Origin of the sequence: Pseudonocardia humida, from assembly GCF_023898865.1 — a bacterium.
Classification (GTDB): Bacteria; Actinomycetota; Actinomycetes; order Mycobacteriales; family Pseudonocardiaceae; genus Pseudonocardia; species Pseudonocardia humida.
On record NZ_JAGSOV010000129.1, the window covers coordinates 1 to 761 of the forward strand.

A 761-nucleotide genomic window follows, 5' to 3' on the forward strand; every position below is an offset into this window, starting at 1 on the left:
GCTTGCGCTTGTCTGACGATCCCGGGGAGGCCGCTGCGGTGCCCGTAGCGTCGACGGCGTGACCGACATCGTGGCCCCGGCCCCGCGTCCCGCGGACGTCCCCGTCGTCACCCCGGCCGGGGTGACGGTGCGCATGCCCACCGTCTCCGATGGCGCCGCGTGCTGGCGCCTCGCCCGGGACAGCGGTGTTCTCGACCTCAACTCCCGCTACGCCTACCTGCTGTGGGCGCGGGACTTCGCCGAGACGTCCGCGGTGGCGTGGCTGCGCGGTGGGGTGGTCGGCTTCGTGACCGGGTTCCGCCGGCCCGAGCGGCCCGCGACGCTGTTCGTCTGGCAGATCGCCGTGGCCGGCGCGGCCCGCGGTCGCGCCGTGGGAGCGGCGATGCTGGACGCCCTGGTCGACCGGCTCCCGGACGTCGATCACGTGGAGGCCTCCATCGCCCCGGACAACGCCCCGTCGCAGGCCCTGTTCGCGGGGTTCGCCGCGCGGCGTGGTGCGGCGGTGTCACGCAGCCTGCTCTTCGGCGCCGATCTGCTCGGGAACGGGCACCGGCCCGAGATCCTGGTGCGGATCGGGCCGCTGCGCCGCTGATCCACCGCCGTCTCGCCCGTGCGGAACCGGAGCGGGAGCATCGCGTGATCCGTGGCCGAGCCGGGGGGCGAGGGAGCGGTGGCCGACGGGTTCGCCACGCCACGTGTCGCCCGGGTGCGCTCATCAGCAGGGCGGACGGGCTCCCAGCCGTCACGGCCCTGCGCGACCC

1 protein-coding gene is annotated in these 761 nt (G+C 75.7%); it reads left to right on the forward strand.

Annotated features, from left to right (window positions below; genetic code table 11):
* The first annotated feature begins 58 nt into the window (after nucleotides 1-58).
* A complete protein-coding gene (gene ectA / locus KDL28_RS40080; RefSeq protein ID WP_252446712.1) occupies nucleotides 59-592 on the forward strand; it encodes a diaminobutyrate acetyltransferase in 534 nt (177 codons plus the stop codon).
* Nucleotides 593-761: the final 169 nt, after the last annotated feature.